The 17,427-nt window shown below is 36.3% G+C and carries 23 protein-coding genes; 15 read left to right on the forward strand and 8 right to left on the reverse strand.

Annotated elements, in window-relative coordinates; all coding sequences use genetic code 11:
- Positions 1 to 142 precede the first annotated feature (142 nt).
- The 5 genes from J2X31_RS08600 (at position 143) to chrA (ending at position 4,341) form a co-directional block, all read left to right on the forward strand.
- Positions 143 to 1,222: an HNH endonuclease gene (locus J2X31_RS08600; RefSeq protein WP_310026025.1), complete on the forward strand. Its 1,080-nt coding sequence runs from the start codon at positions 143 to 145 to the stop codon at positions 1,220 to 1,222.
- A 151-nt stretch (positions 1,223 to 1,373) separates the two neighbouring features.
- Positions 1,374 to 2,045 (forward strand): signal peptidase I, encoded by a 672-nt coding sequence (gene lepB, locus J2X31_RS08605; RefSeq protein WP_310026026.1) that lies wholly within the window; start codon positions 1,374 to 1,376, stop codon positions 2,043 to 2,045.
- Positions 2,046 to 2,269: 224 nt separating this feature from the next.
- Positions 2,270 to 2,605, forward strand: coding sequence for a hypothetical protein (locus J2X31_RS08610; protein ID WP_310026028.1), 336 nt, complete (start codon positions 2,270 to 2,272; stop codon positions 2,603 to 2,605).
- 184 nt (positions 2,606 to 2,789) lie between these two features.
- The gene (locus J2X31_RS08615) at positions 2,790 to 3,221 is read left to right on the forward strand and encodes a DoxX family protein (RefSeq protein WP_310026030.1); all 432 of its coding nucleotides are present in this window, start codon (positions 2,790 to 2,792) and stop codon (positions 3,219 to 3,221) included.
- Complete coding sequence (gene chrA / locus J2X31_RS08620) at positions 3,211 to 4,341, forward strand: chromate efflux transporter (protein ID WP_310026032.1); 1,131 nt, start codon at positions 3,211 to 3,213, stop codon at positions 4,339 to 4,341. Before J2X31_RS08615 ends, chrA begins: the two co-directional genes overlap by 11 nt.
- 24 nt (positions 4,342 to 4,365) lie before the next feature.
- Here the strand turns inward: chrA and J2X31_RS08625 are convergent, their stop codons facing one another.
- Positions 4,366 to 5,304 (reverse strand): alpha/beta fold hydrolase, encoded by a 939-nt coding sequence (locus J2X31_RS08625; protein WP_310026033.1) that lies wholly within the window; start codon positions 5,302 to 5,304, stop codon positions 4,366 to 4,368.
- 347 nt (positions 5,305 to 5,651) lie between these two features.
- Between J2X31_RS08625 and J2X31_RS08630 the strand changes: the two genes are divergently transcribed.
- Positions 5,652 to 6,017: a hypothetical protein gene (locus tag J2X31_RS08630; RefSeq protein ID WP_310026035.1), complete on the forward strand. Its 366-nt coding sequence runs from the start codon at positions 5,652 to 5,654 to the stop codon at positions 6,015 to 6,017.
- A 10-nt stretch (positions 6,018 to 6,027) separates the two neighbouring features.
- Here the strand turns inward: J2X31_RS08630 and J2X31_RS08635 are convergent, their stop codons facing one another.
- Positions 6,028 to 6,909, reverse strand: coding sequence for a 3-keto-disaccharide hydrolase (locus J2X31_RS08635; RefSeq protein ID WP_310026037.1), 882 nt, complete (start codon positions 6,907 to 6,909; stop codon positions 6,028 to 6,030).
- Between the two features lie 191 nt (positions 6,910 to 7,100).
- Here J2X31_RS08635 and J2X31_RS08640 point away from each other — a divergent pair, with 191 nt between their 5' ends.
- The 3 genes from J2X31_RS08640 to J2X31_RS08650 all read left to right on the forward strand — a co-directional run bounded on the left by J2X31_RS08640 (position 7,101) and on the right by J2X31_RS08650 (position 10,569).
- Positions 7,101 to 8,108: an aldo/keto reductase gene (locus J2X31_RS08640; RefSeq protein ID WP_310026038.1), complete on the forward strand. Its 1,008-nt coding sequence runs from the start codon at positions 7,101 to 7,103 to the stop codon at positions 8,106 to 8,108.
- A 59-nt stretch (positions 8,109 to 8,167) separates the two neighbouring features.
- Complete coding sequence (locus tag J2X31_RS08645; RefSeq protein ID WP_310026039.1) at positions 8,168 to 9,088, forward strand: helix-turn-helix domain-containing protein; 921 nt, start codon at positions 8,168 to 8,170, stop codon at positions 9,086 to 9,088.
- A gap of 302 nt (positions 9,089 to 9,390) precedes the next feature.
- Positions 9,391 to 10,569: an MFS transporter gene (locus tag J2X31_RS08650; protein WP_310026040.1), complete on the forward strand. Its 1,179-nt coding sequence runs from the start codon at positions 9,391 to 9,393 to the stop codon at positions 10,567 to 10,569.
- Here J2X31_RS08650 and J2X31_RS08655 read toward each other — a convergent pair.
- From J2X31_RS08655 to J2X31_RS08670, 5 genes are all read right to left on the reverse strand, one after another.
- The gene (locus J2X31_RS08655) at positions 10,526 to 10,717 is read right to left on the reverse strand and encodes a hypothetical protein (RefSeq protein ID WP_310026041.1); all 192 of its coding nucleotides are present in this window, start codon (positions 10,715 to 10,717) and stop codon (positions 10,526 to 10,528) included. The two genes, J2X31_RS08650 and J2X31_RS08655, sit on opposite strands and share 44 nt — an antisense overlap.
- Before the next feature lie 97 nt (positions 10,718 to 10,814).
- Positions 10,815 to 11,045, reverse strand: a complete 231-nt coding sequence (locus tag J2X31_RS08660; RefSeq protein WP_310026042.1) for a YchJ family protein — start codon at positions 11,043 to 11,045, stop codon at positions 10,815 to 10,817.
- Positions 10,964 to 11,194 carry an SEC-C metal-binding domain-containing protein gene (locus J2X31_RS18240; protein WP_374725218.1) on the reverse strand — a complete coding sequence of 77 codons (231 nt, stop codon included), beginning with the start codon at positions 11,192 to 11,194 and terminating at the stop codon, positions 10,964 to 10,966. The genes J2X31_RS08660 and J2X31_RS18240 overlap by 82 nt, the downstream gene beginning before the upstream one ends.
- A 1-nt stretch (position 11,195) precedes the next feature.
- A complete protein-coding gene (locus J2X31_RS08665) occupies positions 11,196 to 11,336 on the reverse strand; it encodes a hypothetical protein (protein ID WP_310026044.1) in 141 nt (46 codons plus the stop codon).
- A gap of 34 nt (positions 11,337 to 11,370) precedes the next feature.
- Complete coding sequence (locus tag J2X31_RS08670) at positions 11,371 to 12,429, reverse strand: acyl-CoA reductase (RefSeq protein WP_310026046.1); 1,059 nt, start codon at positions 12,427 to 12,429, stop codon at positions 11,371 to 11,373.
- Positions 12,430 to 12,589: 160 nt separating this feature from the next.
- On the opposite strand from J2X31_RS08670, the gene J2X31_RS08675 reads away from it, so the two are divergent.
- Both J2X31_RS08675 and J2X31_RS08680 read left to right on the forward strand, forming a co-directional pair.
- Positions 12,590 to 12,940 carry a 4Fe-4S dicluster domain-containing protein gene (locus J2X31_RS08675; protein WP_310026048.1) on the forward strand — a complete coding sequence of 117 codons (351 nt, stop codon included), beginning with the start codon at positions 12,590 to 12,592 and terminating at the stop codon, positions 12,938 to 12,940.
- 124 nt (positions 12,941 to 13,064) lie between these two features.
- On the forward strand, positions 13,065 to 14,225 hold the full coding sequence (locus tag J2X31_RS08680; RefSeq protein ID WP_310026050.1) for a peptidase associated/transthyretin-like domain-containing protein: 1,161 nt from the start codon (positions 13,065 to 13,067) through the stop codon (positions 14,223 to 14,225).
- A 53-nt stretch (positions 14,226 to 14,278) separates the two neighbouring features.
- On the opposite strand, the gene J2X31_RS08685 is transcribed toward J2X31_RS08680, so the two are convergent.
- Complete coding sequence (locus J2X31_RS08685) at positions 14,279 to 14,818, reverse strand: hypothetical protein (protein WP_310026051.1); 540 nt, start codon at positions 14,816 to 14,818, stop codon at positions 14,279 to 14,281.
- 158 nt (positions 14,819 to 14,976) lie between these two features.
- Here J2X31_RS08685 and ychF point away from each other — a divergent pair, with 158 nt between their 5' ends.
- The 4 genes from ychF to J2X31_RS08705 all read left to right on the forward strand — a co-directional run bounded on the left by ychF (position 14,977) and on the right by J2X31_RS08705 (position 17,424).
- Positions 14,977 to 16,071 (forward strand): redox-regulated ATPase YchF, encoded by a 1,095-nt coding sequence (ychF, locus tag J2X31_RS08690; RefSeq protein WP_310026052.1) that lies wholly within the window; start codon positions 14,977 to 14,979, stop codon positions 16,069 to 16,071.
- Between the two features lie 4 nt (positions 16,072 to 16,075).
- Entirely contained in the window at positions 16,076 to 16,366 is a 291-nt protein-coding gene (locus J2X31_RS08695) for a hypothetical protein (protein WP_310026053.1), read from the forward strand.
- Complete coding sequence (locus tag J2X31_RS08700) at positions 16,360 to 16,788, forward strand: outer membrane beta-barrel protein (RefSeq protein WP_310026055.1); 429 nt, start codon at positions 16,360 to 16,362, stop codon at positions 16,786 to 16,788. Before J2X31_RS08695 ends, J2X31_RS08700 begins: the two co-directional genes overlap by 7 nt.
- Positions 16,789 to 16,893: 105 nt before the next feature.
- Positions 16,894 to 17,424 (forward strand): NADPH-dependent FMN reductase, encoded by a 531-nt coding sequence (locus tag J2X31_RS08705; protein WP_310026058.1) that lies wholly within the window; start codon positions 16,894 to 16,896, stop codon positions 17,422 to 17,424.
- Positions 17,425 to 17,427 lie beyond the last annotated feature (3 nt).

A 17,427-nucleotide genomic window follows, 5' to 3' on the forward strand; every position in this document is an offset into this window, starting at 1 on the left:
CGAATTACGCTGGTTTTCGGTAAATTGAACGTTTGTTTTTCACGAAGAATGTTTTATCTTGGCAGAGAAAACTCAGTCCGCTGGCATCGCGAATTCGCTTACCGGCGACACGTTAGCTGATATTTAAAACCGACAACGCTTAATGGACACAGAACAAAAGACAATCTTAAATTACGGAATACTTTCTTCGATTTCTTGGAACAGTAATAATTGGGCAGACCATCCGTCCAACGAGGACTTGAAAACGTCAAAATATGACTATGTAAAAGACAATGCTCATATGCACGAAAGCCTAAATTTCGGACACGACAAATTTCCAGCAGAAGATGACGGCTATTACATTGGTTATACGCCAATGTTTAACAGACCTCCTGACGTAAATAATTCAAGAAATGTTCAAGTAGTATTTTTTACAAGTAGCGACTACAAAAATTCTAATCGAAAAACAATCATTGGTTTTTACGGTTTTCCTGTTTTTAGAGAGTGGTTTACTCGCAATTCAAAACACGAACTTTATAAAACCTATGACAGTGGAAATATAAAGGCATTTCCAGAAGACATTATTTACTTTCAAAATCCAATCGTAATTAACAACGACATTGTTTCAGTCCAAAACTTCTTACCAGATGGAAAAAAAATATCACAACAAGGATTTAATTACCTTAACTCTGACAATGTTTACAACTTAATAAAACTTGCATTATCCTTAAATCCAAGCAATAATAAACTGAAAAATTTTGTTGAGAAATTTCCTTTACTTGAAAAGCTTACAAAAGAAGAATTTGACCTTCAAGATTTTATTGGCATCATAGGCGACACAACAGCTGACACGCTAAAAGACATTGAGAAACTTGAAAAAAAGATGAAAGGACAACAACCCGAAATCAAACAACGTATTTCAAATTACATTGAACGTGGAGCAATTTCAAACAAAGTAAAGAAATTAAATAACTATAAGTGTTCCGTTTGCGAAGCATTAGGAAATCCAACAAATTCATTCATCAAACAGAACGGAGACACTTACATAGAAACTCATCACATAGAACCAGTTTCGACAGCAAAAACAGGAGTTTTAAGTATAACAAACTTAATGACAGTTTGTGCAAATCATCACAGACAATTACATTATGGAAATGTAGACTTAACCGAAAACACCGAAAAATATTTTACATTTATAATTGACAACAAAAAAATACAAATAGAAAAAATAAACATCAGCTAACAAGGGTTTTGCGTCAGGCAGGCTGAAGTGCAAAATTCAACAGCAGTTTTTCAATTGAAATTTAGTAATAAACCAGCTTTTGTGCTTCAATTTCCCGCCCGAACGCAAGGCCCCGAAACGTTGTGGGACATTATAAATCAACAGACCGATTATGAGATTAAAACCAATAATTATTATTGTATCATTTTTCCTTTTATTAACAAACATCAATTGTCAAAATGATACAAAAGCATTTAAAAACTCAACAATTGCAAATGAACCTACTTTGCGATTAAATTCTCGAATAACACTTTCAAAATCTAAAATTCCAAAACATAATGATTTTGTTGCATATAGTTATAACAGTGAAATAAATGGTGATGAGTTGCGTATTCATAAGCTTGTTGCTAAAGAAAATGATACTTTAAAAATTGTAGATGGAATTGTCTCCGTCAATAATATAAATATTGATAAAGGAAATAATTTAATACATTTCTATAAAATCTCAAAATCAGATTATCTCGATATTAAAAAGAAAGAAAATATAAGCGATCAGTTTTATGCATTTCCATCAGGGAAGGATTCTGTAACTGTAATGATTGAAGATATTATAGCTGAGAAATATGATTGGAAGGCTCAAAGACAAATTAGAAAATCTGGAATTACAGATAAAACTATTAAAAAGTTGTACGGAAAGGACTGGAATGAAGACAATTTTGGCCCCCTCATAATTCCTAAAAATAAAGTATTTGTCATTGGTGAAAATAGGCATAATTCAGAGGATTCGAGATATATTGGGATGATAGAGGTTTCGCAAATAGTAGGAGTTGTAATCGGTCAATAGCGTCCTAAAACAGCTTGTAAACACAATTGCGGAGTTTTCAATAAATAGACATGTTATTCACGAAAGAAGTTTATCTTCGAAAGAGAGATCTCAATTTGCTCTAAACTGTGACTGACAGCTACACCCCCAAAGCTTTATGGTCAATAATTCAAAGAAACGTGATAAAAAGAAGATTAATTTTTCTACTACTTCTTATTTTTTTTAATTCTTGTAAAAAGCAAGAAATGAAAAAGCAAGAGGTCAATACTGAAAAACAAAATTTAGTTGAAATACACAACAGTACAATTACTAATCCTGCTTTTCCGATGAAAGATATTCTTGGAATTTGGGCAGAAGACTTAAGTGGTCCGCATGCTGATTTTGAATTGACTGAAAGCTATTTTTATGTCGTAGACTATGATGGAAATGGACACATGCCATATGAAATAAATACTAACAAAATTAAAATTTATTTCCCCGATTCAGAACAAATGGGCTTGATTAAAAAAGCAAAAAATGACTCGTTAGTTATTTATTGTGCGAATGGTGAATTTACTACTTATTTAAGATGGACAAAATAATTACTATCCATAACTTCCGGTAACCGCAATCGCGGACTTTTCGGTAATTTGATGTTTAATTTTCACGAAGAAATTCTATATTAGCAAATAGAATTCAATTCGCTCGGATCCATAATAGTCGGTCAAAGAAAAACCGTTTTGCAACACTTTATGATCGTCTCGGTATAAAAATCAAACAAAAAAAATGAAGAATCGTATAGTAAATACAGACAATTCCAAAACGACAATTTTAATTAGACTTATGGTTGGAGCTGTATTTCTTTCCGAAGGAATTCAGAAATTTCTATTTACTGACACACTTGGAGCAGGAAGATTTGAAAAAATAGGGTTGCCTTCGCCTGAATTTTTGGGAAGTTTTGTTGGTGCTTTCGAAATTGCTTGCGGCACATTAATCCTCCTAGGGCTTTTAACAAGGCTTGCAAGTATCCCACTCATCATCATTATGCTTGTAGCCATTACAACAACCAAATCAGAAGTTCTAGCCGAAAAAGGTTTTTGGGAAATGATGCACGGAAGCAGAACCGACTGGGCAATGCTTTTGGGGAGTGTTTTTTTATTGATTAAAGGCGGTGGATATTGGTCGATGGACAAAACGTTTTCTAAAAATGGAGCATAAAGCAAACCTAAAAGAAATTGCCAAAGTTTTCCTTAAACTTGGAATTATCGGTTTTGGTGGTCCTGCCGCACATATTGCAATGATGCAGGACGAAGTGGTGAGGAAAAGAAACTGGCTCACCGACCAACATTTTTTGGATTTGATTGGTGCTACAAACCTGATTCCGGGACCAAACAGCACGGAAATGGCCATCCACATCGGACACGAAAAAGGGGGCTGGAAAGGTTTGATTGTTGCAGGGCTTTGTTTTATTCTACCCGCCGTTTTTATTACAGGAGTTTTTGCCTATCTCTACAAACAGTATGGACAACTTCCCGAAGTGCAACCTTTTATTTACGGAATAAAACCGGCTATAATAGCTATAATTTTAAGTGCCATTTTTCCTCTGGCGAAAAAATCTTTGAAATCAGCTGCACTAATCATTATCGGACTTTTGGTTTTGATAGGTTCCTTGCTTAACATCTACGAAATCTATTTGATGTTTGGAGCCGGAATTGCTGCCTTGCTTTTGGCTTATGCAAAAAACAATAAGCAAAATAGGATGAACAGTTTTCTGCCTTTAACGCTATTGCAAATCCCGAACGCGGCATTTCTTGCAGCAACCAATGCCAACCTGTTTTGGATTTTTCTAAAAATTGGTGCAATACTCTACGGAAGCGGTTATGTTTTGTTTGCTTTTCTGGACACCGAATTGGTTTCGACAGGGCTTCTGTCAAGACAACAATTGATTGATGCCATTGCTGTTGGACAATTCACACCCGGACCTGTTTTCTCTTCTGTAACTTTTATTGGTTATCAAATCAATGGACTTTCTGGTGCAATCGTTTCGACAATTGCCATATTCTTACCTTCATTTGTGTTTGTGGCATTGCTCAACCCTTTGGTAAAGAAAATGCGAAACTCTACACTTTTTTCGGCTTTTCTGGATGCTGTAAACGTTGCATCAATAGCGATTATAATCGCGATTTGCTATGAAATGGGGAAGGATACTATTACAGATTGGCGAACAGTTTTGATTGCCCTTTTAAGTATAGCAATCGCATTTGGATACAGGAAATTGAACAGTGCTTTTGTAGTTTTGGGCGGTTCGTTGATTGGTTATTTATTGACACTGGTTTAAAAAACTTCTGGAGGCTATATTGATCTAATCCAGAAAATCAACCACCATTTTATTGACCAATTTCGCTTGATCAATAGTCAGGAAATGTCCGGCATCTTTTATTTTTTCGGTTTTGCTTTTCGGGATCAATTCGGTTGCTTTTTCCAAGCTGTCTTCAGAGTTGATTACATCATGATCGCCAATCAAAACCAAAACAGGAATGTTGATTTTCTGCAAATCCTCTTTCGAAAAAGGTTGCATCTGCAACATGCTCGTATTGCTTTTTGCATATTTGTTGGCCAGATAGAATTGTTTTTTATAGATTGTGTCAATCTTCTGTGGATAAAAGGCAAAAGCATCCAAGGTTCGTTTTAATTTTTTCTCATTGGGAAACAATTTCAACATCAAGGCCGGCATCGCTTCCCCTTTCTTGTCGATGGATTCAAAGGTTTGAGCCGGACTTAACAAAACCAGTTTTGAAATACCGCTGTTTTCTTGAGTGGCCAATAATGTTGCAATCCAACCACCACGGGATGCACCAACCACCTTAAACTTCTTTAATTTATAATACTGGAAAATTTGGTTGTACCAACTGGCAACTTCCTCGGTATTCAAACGATCATTTGAAGCAACTGACTTTCCAGGTTCCATCAAAAAATCGATGGCATAAACACGATGGTTTTTTGAGAATGCTTCGATGTTTGGATACCACATTGTGGAGCTGGCATCCATTCCGTGAAGCAACACTAATGGTTCAGCATCTTTTGGACCAGCAATAATTATGTGTGCGGTTCCGGAAGTTGTTTGTATGTCCTCTTCCTTAAAGGGAACTTTCCAAAGTTTTAATGCATTGTTATAGGATTTAATGTATTCGGCCTTTTCCGTTTTCTTCTTGAAAACATAATCGTCTATACGGTTTGCTTTTGTAGTGCCACAACTGGATAGGATTACAACCAATAAGAGTAGGATAGCAAATTTATACATGAGATTTTTGTTTGCGTAAATGTACTGCTAATTCCTAATGGACATGCTATAAGATTTTGGAAGAAAGTATTAAATTAAACCAGTAATTAGGGCTTTAGATAGGTAATTTTTTTTTCAATGGAGAGAGATCGCTTTTTTTGTTTCATTAAAGGACAGATTTCCTAAAAAATAGATTTACTCTTGATAATAAATCAGTAAAAACAGTAAACGTTTGAATTTTATTCAATTGCTATTTTTTATATTTATTTTCTGTCAGATGTTTGATTTATTTTTTATAATTTCGTTTTCCCCTAGTAAAAAAATATAATTTTATAACTATATCGTCCCCGAATTAAGGTTTTAAAACAATGACTAAAATTAAAAAAGAAATCGACCAAGAGTTTTTGGAGTTTTTAGAGTATAGAATTTGTAAATTTTATGAACAACTTCGCCCAAAGGAAAGGACAAAACATTGGTGCAAGGAGGTGACTATATTTGGATCTGGATATAATTACAGTCGAGAATACGTAATAGAAAATAGAGAAGTGTTATTGAAAGCATTTGTAGATAAATATGGATTTACCGAATATAATGTGCATTTGAAGTTTGGCACCCAGTCTTTGAGTTTGTATTCAAAAGGACTCGATATCAAGAAAAGCGTTCCAGGATACAAAGATCCAAATTTATTTGCAATTGATTTTGAAAATAAGACCATCACGATCAGTCTATCATAAGGACAAGCTTTTAAATTTTTCCGAAATATTTTTTATATTCTTGTGGCAATTCGCTGAGTTTTCTAATCTTTACATGCTTAAAAAAAGCCTCGGCACCTTCGCTCTGCAACTGAATTTTTCCTTTAGAAAGAGGATGTGATGTTCCGTTTTCTATATAGCGGGAATTTTGCAAAACCATCACCACTTTTCCGTTCACGATGTGCAGGCTTTTATCGCCAAAACAAATCAGCTCCACGGTTGTCCATTCTCCTGCTTTGCTTTCGTGGTTTTCACTCCTCAAACAAAAACCATCAATTCCGGTTCCTGCGGCAATTGGTAAGAAGGGTTGATTTTCATTTGCAACCGGATTCATAATTCCTTCCGGAATAAAAGCCCTCACATCTATGGCTGAATTGGCAATGTTCCAATAATCGCCAATATGGCCTTCCATGATTTGCAATTCCTGCGATAGCATCCAAGCCCTCCAATAATCTATGCCGCATTCGCCAACAGAATGATACAAAATTCCTGTATCACGCAACTTATCGGTTCTGGGCATCCATTTTTTCTCGCCCCATTTCACTTGCAGTTTCAAATGGTAGTTTTCATATTCCTGCTTCGTAAAAACACAGCCGTAAATTTCACCACTAACCCTCAAAACAGGTTCCTTGTTTTCTTCGATCATCGAAAAAACATTAGCTTCGTTTTTATTGTAGCCAATGGGTTCTATCTTCTTTCCCTTTTCATCAACAGGAATTTCTCCTTTATAATCAGGCTTATGCCGATAGCTGAGGTACATTTCCCATTGCGAAAGATTTTTATCCAACAAGTTCGTCCATTTTGCTTCCTGCGAAAACGAAAAAGTTGAAACTGCCAACAATAGAGCTGTTTGAAGATTTTTAATACGATACATAAAAATGGAATAGGAGATTTATTAGGTTTTAAAGGTAGTATTTTTTTGATGTGGAGAATAGGTGTTCACAAACTTGCCTTTCCGAGTGAAATACTATTTTCCTCATTTTGACTACAACAATTCTCATTTAGGCTACTTTTTGAAACTAGTAATCCTAGAACTTTGCCATAGTAAATCACAAATCAATTGTTATGAGTATCAAAAGAATACATTTAGGAAGCCAAGGACTGGTTGTTCCTAACATCGGACTAGGTTGCATGGGCATGACCCAGATTGCAGGAATGGATGTTTACGGTCAAGCCGATGAAAAACAAGCCATTGCCACGATTCATCGTTCGCTTGAATTGGGCGGAAATTTTCTTGACACGGCCGATTTGTATGGACCTTTACAAAACGAAAGGTTAATTGCCAAAGCCATAAAAGGAAACCGGAACGACTATGTTATTGCTACAAAATTCGGCTATGAAATTGACGATAGCGAACAACTGACTTGGAATTTCAACGGAAAGAAAGACTACGTGAAAAAAGCCGTAGAACGTTCGCTAAAAAACTTGGGAACCGATTTCATCGACCTTTATTATTTGCATCGTTTAGACCCCAACACGCCAATTGAAGAAACCGTTCAGGCCATGGCCGATTTGGTAAAGGAAGGAAAAGTAGGCTACATCGGCCTATCCGAAGTTTCATCTTCTACCATAAAAAAAGCCCATGCGATTCATCCGCTGACAGCCGTTCAAACCGAATATTCATTATTTGAAAGAACAGTCGAAGAAGCCGGAATCTTGAAAACATTGGAAGAACTCGGAATCGGATTTGTTGCTTATTCGCCTTTATCAAGAGGATTTTTCAACGGAGAAATCCAATCTCCAGATGATTTTGCCGATGATGATTTCAGGAAGAATATTCCACGTTTTCAAGGCGATAATTTCTACAAGAACATCGAATTATTGAAAGAAATCAATCAATTGGCCGATGCTAAAAACGTCACAACTTCCCAACTCGCCATTTCGTGGGTGGCTTCAAAAGGGTATCTGCCAATTCCGGGAACAAAGCGTGTGAAATATGTTGAGGAAAATATCGCTGGAGCAAACATTCAATTGAGTTCCGAAGAATTGGAAAGATTGGATAGCATTGTGCCATTGGGAACATCAACCGGCGACCGATACGACGCTGCCAACATGCAGGGAATCGACCAATAGCAAATTAAAAAGGAAAGGCTATCTTTACAGATGGCTTTTCCCTTCTAAAATAGATCGTCATGAAAAAAACAAATAGCTCACCCTACGTTTTCGAGTCCATCTCCGATCTGCATCGTGTCTTGGAACTTCCAAAACCAGAACATCCGTTGGTAAGTGTCATTAATATGGAAGATATTAGATGTCATTTTGATGATAATTATAAGAGTGTTGTGTATAATTTTTATTCCATCTGCATCAAAAAGAATTTTAAGGGAACCATGAAATACGGTCAGAGCTACTATGATTTTGACGAAGGAACAATGACTTTCTTTTCGCCAGGACAAGTAATTTCTACTGTGGTAGATGAGGATTTGGCCCTGAACGGCTACTGGCTGATTCTGCATCCTGATTTTATACGTAATTATACACTAGGAAAAAACATCAAGAATTTCGGCTACTTTTCCTATGCAACCAACGAAGCTTTGCATCTCTCCGAAAAAGAAGAAGCCATGATCACCAGAATTATGAAGGATATCGAAAAGGAATACCGTTCGGTAATTGATTCCTTCAGTCAGGACGTGATTGTTTCGCATACCGAGCTGTTGCTTAATTACTGCAATAGGTTTTACAACCGCCAATTCATTACCCGAAAAACAATCAACAGCGATCTATTGATACAACTCGAAGAAATTCTTACTGATTATTTCAATGGAGATAAAGTACAGCAGTTCGGACTTCCAACAGTTCAATATCTCGCAGAACAATTGAATATATCTTCGAATTATTTGAGTGATATGCTTCGAAACCTCACGGGGCAAAATGCACAACAGCACATCCACGGCAAATTGATCGAAAAGGCAAAGGAAATACTCACTACAACTTCTTTATCGGTTGGAGAAATTGCCTTCAGCCTCGGTTTTGAACATCCACAATCGTTTAGTAAATTATTCAAAAGCAAGACCAATGTTTCGCCTTTGGCATTCAGGAGTTCTTTTAACTGAGGTGTTACACCAATAGATTAAAGTTTTTAAGACACGAATTTCACGAATTTCCGCTAATCGCTATCAAATGATTCGTGTAAATTAGTGAAATTCGTGTCTGTTTTTATTTGTTCCTATTAAACCTAAATAAAATTTTTATAGTCATAAATATTTACAAATCAATTAATGAAAATCCGTGAAAATCGCGTCTTTTTTATCCTTATCAAAATCATTAAACTGCAAAAAAAAACAAATTAATTCAAGTCTATCGCTTATTTTTGCAGCCGAAAAATGTCCCTTCATTTTCGTTCCCCAAATTTAAGATGACAAAACCGCCACATCCCATTTACAACCTGCAGTTTGCACTTGTTTGTTTGAGTTCATTGCTGTTTTCCGCCAGTTTCAACATGCTCATTCCCGAACTGCCGTCCTATTTGAGCAGTATGGGAGGAGCCGAATACAAAGGTTTTATCATCGCACTTTTCACGCTAACGGCAGGAATCTCAAGACCTTTCAGCGGAAGGTTGACCGATACTTTAGGGCGGGTTCCCGTAATGGCCTTTGGCTCATTCGTGTGTTTTCTATGCGGATTCCTCTATCCCGTTCTAGGAAGTGTCGCCGGATTTTTATTTTTAAGATTACTCCACGGATTTTCAACAGGCTTCAAGCCAACTGCAACCGCTGCCTATGTGGCCGATATTATTCCGCAAGAGCGTTGGGGCGAAGCACTCGGTTTCCACGGACTCTGTTTCAGTATCGGAATGGCCATCGGCCCAGCCATCGGGAGTACGGTAACTTTATATTATTCAATAGACATCCTTTTCTATATTTCCTCGGCTTTTGCCCTGCTTTCGATCCTGATTTTAATGAACATGAAGGAAACCCTAAAGGAAAAACAACGTTTCAGCCTGTCACTGCTCAAAATCTCCCGAAAGGATATCATTGCTGTCGAAGTCCTTCCGGCCGCCTTCATCACCTTCATGTCCTATATTGCCTACGGAACCATCCTGACTCTGATCCCCGATTGGACACAGCACCTCGGAATATCCAACAAAGGCCTTTTCTTCATCGTCTTTACCATTTCGTCACTCCTGATGCGTTTCCTTGCAGGAAGAGCCTCCGACAAATACGGTCGAACCCGCGTCATCACCATAGGATTGTTCCTCCTCGTCATAGCACTCTTCATCCTAGGTTTCGCCGACACTTTCGCAGGATTTCTTTGCGGTTCCGTTGCCTACGGAATTGCAACTGGCGTACTCTCGCCAGCCCTAAACGCTTGGACCGTAGACATGAGCCATCCCGACCACCGAGGAAAAGCCATGGCCACGATGTACATCGCCCTCGAAGCTGGAATCGGTCTCGGAGCTTTATTGGCAGGCTGGTTCTACCACGACATCATCACCCGAGTACCCTTAATTTTATATTCCTCAGCAGGAATGGCATTCCTCGGGTTGCTTTTTATGTTGGATCGATTGAAGAAAGATAAGGTTTCAAGAAGATAGTAGCAATCATTAGAAGCGAATCGCTCGGGCATTTTGGGAATCCTTGTTCCTGCCTTCCTTCCAAATCTTTTTTCAATTGCCTTGGGTTAAAACCCAAGGCAATTGAAAAAAGGATTTTCCCTCCAGTCAGGGCTATGATGGAAATCATTTAACTTAACGTTTTATAACTCCGACAGAGTTCAAAACTCTGTCGGAGTTAATGCTATAAACAATAAGCAATAGCAATAAACAATAATAAAGAACAATCAATAAAACACCCCATCCACATAAAACCATTCCCCATCTTCCTTCACAAAAGTAGATTTCTCGTGGTGTACGTTTGCTTTTAGTCTTTCATCCAAAAAATAAGCCTTGAATTCTACCACAGTTTCTGTTGCATTCAATACTTCAAGCTTTAACCATTGGTTGCTTCTAGACCATGCCATGATGTCCTCCTTTTTATGGAATTTCCTTGTAGAAGAGTGGGTGGTAGCCACCAAATAATCTGTGGCTTGAACACAATAGGCACTGTATCTAGATCGATCAAAGCTTCGGCAGTTGGTGCTTTTTCAGCACTATTAAGATATGGTTCACAACAAGTGGCAAACACTTTTCCGCTACCACAATAGCAATTCGTTACAGGCATTTTATTCTTTCGTTTCGTTAAACTTCTTCATGATCGAAGCCAGTTTTTCCTTGCGTAAAACTTCAGCCTCTTTTGCTTTTGCCTGGGCTTTGTGCAACTTGTCGTTGTGTTTCTTGATGTTCTTTTCGTTGTTTCTGCCCATTGTTGTACTAGATGAAAGTTTAAATGCGATTGTTTTAGATGCTCTTCAAAAATGCAATTGTATCCACATTATCGGCATAATCCCAAAGTTCAGGCCTTTGCGTTTTTCCAAACGGAATGCTATTTTCAACAATTCCTTTTGAAACAATGCACTGAATTTGCTCGTTATCAGCTTCCAGTCGATTTTTTAGGCTTTCCAAGTCTTCATAGAACTCATAGAAAACGCTTGAAATAGGAGAGGCATAGCTCGTGTCTTCCTTGATGGTCAAGAATTCATTGTCGAGCAATTTGAAATTGCTCATCAGGAAAACGGCTTTGTTGTAATCATAATTGTTGGCGTATCTTTCGTATTTTATGATGTCCTGATACGGAAAAACACCGCCAAAAAAGGCATCAAAGTTATAGCCTTTTGGAACAAACAATTTGGAAACATTTCGGCATCCCAAACCAAAATAACGGAAGATGTCTTCTCCCAAGGCAATCATATCTTCTTTGCTTTCAGTTCCGTCTAAAATCGCAACAGAGTTTCTGCTTTTGCGAATGATGGAAGGTTTTTCCTTGAAATAATATTCGAAATAACGGGCTGTATTGTTGCTTCCGGTTGCAATCACTGCATCAAAATTTTCGAGTTTTCCTTCTACGAAAGTGATTTTCGATTCCAACTTCGGCTCGACCGAAATTAAATATTTTGCAAGGAAAGGCAATAACAGTTGATCGTTTGATGAGGTTTTTACCAAAACATTGTGTCCGGAAATCAACACCGACAAGAAATCGTGGAATCCAACCAGCGGAATATTTCCGGCCAAAATCAAACCTACCGTTTTAGGTGCTATATTGGATAAATCATATTCAGAGAGCCATTGGTCGAGGTTTTCTTTTGTTAGGGCTTCGGCCCAAGAATTTACAGCAAAAAATACCTGTTCAGGTGTGTACCATCCGTTATGCGATTGCGAAAGATGGATCAAATCCAGGAATTTATCAAAAAACAAATCGTTATGCAAAACGTTTTCGCCTCTTTGGCTATCATTTTCAGAAAATTGACCTAGGAATTTTCCAAGTTCGACGAAAATATTTTTTTTATGTTCTAAAGTCATATTGATTTGCTTATGAATTGTTTTGGATGTAATTTTGCAACAAAAATAAGATTTTAGATTTTAGAATTCTGATTTTAGATGGCAAAACCAATCTAAACTCCGAATTTCTACAATTAGTGACTTAACTCCTAAATCTAAAATCTAAAATCTAAAATTAGCTATGGCAATCATAATAACAGACGAGTGCATCAATTGCGGTGCTTGCGAACCGGAATGTCCAAACACAGCGATTTACGAAGGAGCTGACGATTGGCGCTACAAGGACGGAACCAAGTTGAGAGGAAAAATCATCCTTCCAGACGGAACCGAAGTAGATTCTGACGAAGCACAAACTCCTATTTCTGACGATATCTATTATATTGTTCCTGGCAAATGCACCGAATGCAAAGGTTTTCATGATGAACCTCAATGTGCTGCTGTTTGTCCAGTGGATTGTTGTGTTCCAGATGATAACCATGTTGAAAGTGACGAAACGCTTTTAAACAGGCAAGCATTCTTGCACAACGAATAAAATCAGGGCTTCTTCTCTAATCGTTTCATTTTCAACTTGGTTTTGTAAAATAAAATAGAATTTTCTTTCAAAAAAAGCCATCAGCATAAAGTAATTTTGTTAAATTTGTTAAAACAAATCCATAATGAACAAAATTACCCTGCTGTTTTTTTTGCTTTTTTCTTCAATAATTTGGTCGCAAACGGTCGAAAGGGAGCTCATTTTAAAAGATGCCGATACTAATCTTCCTATTGTAGATGCTACGGTTTATATCGTTAGGACCAAACAATCTCTACTTAGCAATTCTAATGGTGTGGTAACTTTCGACTTGAAAGGGACTACCAATATTACAGTTACTCATACTGCCTATGACAAAATTACTTTAAAGTCCTCAATCCTAACGGAAAAGCAATATACGATTTACCTTAAAAGCAATTTGAATGATTTGGATGAAATCGTAGTAAGTCGGAAACATCCACAAAAAATCCTTAAAGATTTGATCAAAAATTCTATTGCCAAGCTAAATGTTCCAGCTAGGTTGAAGGTATATTCGCGTGAATTTTTTAAGCTAAATGGCAATTATTCGTATTATACAGATGGGTTGATGAACTTTCAAATTTTTAGTAAAGCCAATAATTTTAAGTCGAATATATTGGTAGAGCAAAATAGATCTTATGGATTGGTGGAGCAGGAAATTACCGAAAATCTTTTGGGGTATAACTTCAATAACATCATGGAGAATTACTATAATTTCAAATACCTAGAGCCTCTTTTGGAATCAAAAGCACTTAAAGAGTATGATTTTGCGATCAAGATATATTCCGCTAACAAGGATTATTATCTATTAACAGCGAGTCCGACCGAAAATGCAAAAGGATTATTGGATGACTACACTATAATTTATGATCCTAACAAGAAGATGATTGTTGAGGTAAGTTCATTTGTTTCTCAGGCAACCCTCTCTAAAATCAAAGAAAAAAACAGCAGAGGAGCAAAAAATATTTACAAGTCATTGTTTAAAACTATATACAGAATTGATGGAAATCATTATTATTTGTTGACTTCCAAAGAGGAAATTGCATTTGAAAGGATAGATAAAAAAAAGGTGACTGATGTTGAAGTTCGGAATTATTTTGTTACAACCCAGTTCAGCACTAAAAATTTCTTATTTGATGAAAGTGATGTTTTCAAGGACAAGAACCTCTTTAACAGGAAGAACACAATTCTCACAGAATATTGGAATGATTCAGGTTTGGTTCCAACTGATGAAGAAAAAAGCATTATTGAAGCGATCGGAAAATTATAAATAAAAAAATCCTGAACTATTAATTCAGGATTTTTTTTGATTTTGTATTTCAGTTATTGTTGAGAACGCTTATAGGTTTCTATAGTAACCTTATCTGATTTATCGTCGTACGTTTCAACTACCAAGTTACCGCTTGTGTCAAAATATCCAATTGATGTTGAATTTTTTCCTCTATAAATATAACTATTTGTAGAAGTTGCTCTCAAAACCCCAACTTGTTTATTTTCTGGGGAGATAATAGCATATCCTGCTGGATCCAATTTTAATTGATAGTTTTTTCCATTATAATCATAATAGGCAGATCGATCAACATCTACAGTTCTTGTAGTTCCGTCCGGATTCGTTACAGTTGTTTTTGAAACAACTTCTACCGGAGTTTGTTTCATATCCTTGTTCAAGGCTTTAGATTCGGCATTTTGAAGCTCTATGTTTTGAGTAGTCTGTACTTCTTGTTGCTTTACAACTTGTTTTTCACCGTCAGAATCTTTTACTGTTGTAACCGTTGTTTTAGTAACATCCGTAACGTTCTTGTTTTGGGCCTGGGTATTTATTGAAAATAAAAGAACTCCAGCCATTAAAAATATTGTTTTCATAATTTTTGTTTTTAGTATTATAATTACAAATTTAGTGCTATTCCTTTGAAATCTAGTTATCTTATTATATCAAAATATTATAAGATACACATCTGAATTATTGAAGCCAAATTGCGATATAAAGTTTATATTTGCACACTTTTAAAATAAGAAATAAAATGAAAGCAGGAATTGTAGGATTGCCAAATGTAGGAAAGTCAACATTATTCAATTGTTTGTCTAATGCAAAAGCACAGAGTGCGAATTTTCCATTTTGTACAATTGAACCTAATATCGGAGTGGTGAACGTTCCGGATCCAAGAATCAATAAGTTGGAAGAATTGGTGAAGCCAGAACGCGTTCAGATGGCGACTGTAGATATCGTAGATATTGCAGGATTGGTAAAAGGAGCTAGTAAAGGTGAAGGTTTAGGGAATCAATTTCTTGGAAATATCAGAGAATGTAATGCAATCATTCACGTTTTGCGTTGTTTTGACAATGACAATATCGTTCACGTTGATGGAAACGTAAACCCAATCCGCGACAAGGAAACGATTGACATCGAATTGCAATTGAAAGATCTTGAAACAGTGGACAAGCGTCTTGAAAAAGTGAACCGTGCCGCTAAAACCGGAAATAAAGAAGCCCAAGTAGAACAAGGATTGCTGAACAGAATCCGTGAAGCTTTATTGCAGGCGAAATCTGCCAGAACAATCACACCACAAAACAATGACGAAGAAGTTTTGATGGAATCCTTCCAATTGATTACCGCAAAACCCGTTTTATATGTTTGCAATGTTGATGAAAATTCAGCCGTAAACGGAAACGCTTATGTGGATCAGGTTCGTGAATTGGTAAAAGATGAGGATGCTGAAGTGATCATTCTTTCTGTTGGAGCCGAAGCTGATATTACAGAATTAGAAAGCTACGAAGAACGTCAGATTTTCCTTGAAGATATGGGATTGACCGAGCCAGGAGCTTCGGTTTTAATTCGTGCAGCTTATAAATTATTGAAACAACAAACGTATTTTACAGCTGGAGTGAAGGAAGTTAGAGCTTGGACCATCAATATTGGTGCAACCGCTCCCCAAGCCGCTGGAGTGATTCATACCGATTTCGAAAAAGGATTTATCCGTGCAGAAGTGATTTCTTATGACGATTATGTGCAATACGGTTCAGAGGCAAAAGCCAAAGAAGCAGGAAAATTCAAAGTAGAAGGAAAAGAATATATTGTTAAGGATGGCGATGTGATGCATTTTAGGTTTAATGTGTAATAAATTGAAAAGGATTTTATTAACATTTGCTTTTGCATTATTTTTAATCAATTTGAATTTTGCTCAAAGCAAACATCGAGTAGGTGTGCTTGGTGGTATAAATCACTATAGTTTGAGGGGATCAGATGCTGTTGATGCTGCAGAACCTAATTATGGATCTGTTATAGGGCTTTCTTATCAATACAAGTTTAATCAGAATTTTTCTTTTGTGACAGGCATAACATCAGAAAAAAAAGAATTGATTACACCTCGCAAGCAAGCTTTGAATATTATGATGATAATGGATTTTTGGTAAATGAAAATCTTAAGATTAATACCGTAAATAAGTATCAGTATTTTACAATTCCATTGCTGTTAAAATATAATTTTGGTAAAAGCAAATCTTTTTTTTCAAATGCAGGGGTGTTTTTTGGACCAAGAGGTAAAGACAAGAAAACTACTAAAATTACTAATACCACAACAGGCTACAGCTATGAAGTTCAATCTAACGGAAACTACAATTTTCCATTGGAAGGTAGCATCAGTGGACCAGATTATGGTTTTTCTTTAGGAGTTGGTAAGGTTTTTAAGTTAAGTTCAGAACTTAATCTTTCGATTGAGTTAAGAAATAATTTAGGACTTGCAAATTTGGTAGAAGGTATTAATGTAGAAGAATTTAGAGGAAATATTAAATCCAATACAATAATGTTGTTGACAGAGATTTCTTTTGATTTATGATATTTTCAACCGTTTAATAAAAATAAAAATATTGGAATAAACTATTAAAGGAGCATTTTTGGCTCCTTTTTTGTTTATATTTAAATCTTAAAAAAAAGCACAACTATGAAAATCATCGCATTCGCTGGAAGCAACAGCTCCAAATCAATCAATAAAAAATTAGCCACCTACGCTTCAAGCCTTTTCAAAGATGCAGAAGTAGAAATTTTAGATTTAAGGGATTATCAGGCACCACTTTTCAGTGTAGATGTCGAAAAGGAAATCGGTCAAGCCAAAGAAGCAATCGCTTTCCTAGCAAAACTAAAATCCGCCGATATACTATTGATTTCCTTGGCAGAAAACAACGGAAATTATTCAACTGCCTTCAAGAATATTTTCGATTGGTGTTCCCGAATTGAAAAAGATGTTTTTCAAAAGAAACCAACGCTTTTAATGGCCACTTCGCCAGGAGGAAGAGGAGGAAAGGGTGTTTTAGAAATTGCCAAAAGTAATTTACCTCGCTACGGAGCAGATATTAAAGCTGTGTTTTCTTTGCCAAGTTTCAACGATAATTTTGATGTAGAAAATAATAAAATTTCTAACACAGAATTGGATAAGGAATTGAAGGAGATTATTGAAAACTTCAACCCAAATTAAAAT

This window comes from Flavobacterium arsenatis, assembly GCF_031456785.1.
Taxonomy (GTDB): Bacteria; Bacteroidota; Bacteroidia; order Flavobacteriales; family Flavobacteriaceae; genus Flavobacterium; species Flavobacterium arsenatis.